At 68.4% G+C, this 1,385-nt stretch carries 2 protein-coding genes; one reads left to right on the top strand and one right to left on the bottom strand.

Going from position 1 to position 1,385, the window contains the following annotated elements; translation table 11 throughout:
- Window positions 1–258 precede the first annotated feature (258 nt).
- Window positions 259–741, bottom strand: a complete 483-nt coding sequence (locus tag AB0P06_RS36910) for a cysteine/serine endopeptidase inhibitor (RefSeq protein WP_363615392.1) — start codon at window positions 739–741, stop codon at window positions 259–261.
- A gap of 298 nt (window positions 742–1,039) precedes the next feature.
- Between AB0P06_RS36910 and AB0P06_RS36905 the strand changes: the two genes are divergently transcribed.
- Window positions 1,040–1,294 (top strand): hypothetical protein, encoded by a 255-nt coding sequence (locus AB0P06_RS36905; RefSeq protein ID WP_363615390.1) that lies wholly within the window; start codon window positions 1,040–1,042, stop codon window positions 1,292–1,294.
- Window positions 1,295–1,385 lie beyond the last annotated feature (91 nt).

Here is a 1,385-nt window from a genome sequence, read left to right as displayed (position 1 = left end):
CGCCTGCTGTGATGGGTAGGGGAGCGTCGTGTGCCGGGTGAAGCGGCGGTGGAAACCAGTCGTGGACGGTATACGAGTGAGAATGCAGGCATGAGCCCCTCCGAGGGGCGACCACCACGCGTCTGCCGGATCCGCACGACGGGACGCGGTTCGGCAACTCACCGACCGCCACCCCGCCGGACTCGTACCGGCCTCCCTGATCCCCCGGCTCGGCGAATCCACCGGCGGGTCATAGGCGGATCATTTGCCGGACAGGCCTCAGCCGATGGTCGAGCCGGTGACGGGCTCGGAGAGGGGGACGGTCTCGCCGGCGAAGCCGGCCTTGACGAACTGCCAGGTGAGACCGTTGATGACGCCCTGGCCGAGCGGCGCGAGCTGGGCGAAGGCGGGCTGGCTCAGGTCGATGTGGGTGGAGTCGCAGGACGGACACTGGTCCTTGACCGGCACGGTGACGGTCTTGCCGTTGTAGGTCACCTTGACGGAAATGCCCTTGCAGACCGGGTCGTTGTTGGGGTTGGCGGTGGTCCACCAGGTGTGCGAGACCGCGACCAGCATCTGGGTGGCGGCGTTGATCTGGGTGCCGCAGGCACCGTAGCCGGCGTCGTTGTAGTAGGTCGCCTTGCCGGTCATCGGCTGGTTGATCGGTATCGCGGCGTTGGCCGTCCCCGCCGTCAGGGCGATCAACGCGGCGGCGGCGAGCGGGGCTCCGGCCAGGATCCTGAGGTTCTTGGCGACTCGCATGTGTTCCCTCCGGTTCGGTGCGGATGGCATGGCTGGCTGGCTGGGCAGGGGCGGTCCGCCGTTCTGCCGCTTGCGCGCAGGGTGAACAAGTAGCCTGTCGCGAACGGGAGTTCGGAGTCGTTCCGATCACCCCGAAATGGAACCTAGGCCAGGCCGACATGCAAGGTCCATACCTTTGACGTGTTGTCATGAACACAAGTCAAGAAGCTTTACGAACGCGGCCAAAGGCTGGACCATGGGTGACCGCGCGGCACGGCGGACCGTTGACAGGGCACGTTCCGCTCCCCCTGGAGGCACTATGCGCACCGCGCTCCGCACCGCCCTGACCGTCACACTCCTCGGCGCCGCCGCCCTCACCCCCGCCCTCGGCACCGCCGAGGCTGCCGACGCGGCCCCGCGGGAGGTGAACCAGGGGTACAGCATCCCGGTCGGCGCGATCACCGACCTCGGCGCCCTGCCGGTGCTCGGGCACCTCGGGACGGACTTCGCCCGGCTGCTCGGGCCGACACCTCACGAGGCGGCTCGTGAGGCGGCTCGTGAGGTGTCGGCCTAGCCTCCGTGTTTCGGTTCGCGTCGGCTGATCTGGGGTGATCCCTGTGTCGAAGGTCGCGGGGCTGCCGTCGGATGTTGGGCATGCCGAGGGC

It is taken from the genome of Kitasatospora sp. NPDC088351 (assembly GCF_040685575.1).
Taxonomy (GTDB): Bacteria; Actinomycetota; Actinomycetes; order Streptomycetales; family Streptomycetaceae; genus Kitasatospora.
This window is presented reverse-complemented; position numbering and strand designations above follow the sequence as displayed.

Excerpts from the sequence above, each read along its gene's own strand:
- AB0P06_RS36910 (WP_363615392.1), bottom strand. The coding sequence starts at position 741 with ATGCGAGTCGCCAAGAACCTCAGGATCCTGGCCGGAGCCCCGCTCGCC.
- AB0P06_RS36905 (WP_363615390.1), top strand. The coding sequence starts at position 1,040 with ATGCGCACCGCGCTCCGCACCGCCCTGACCGTCACACTCCTCGGCGCC.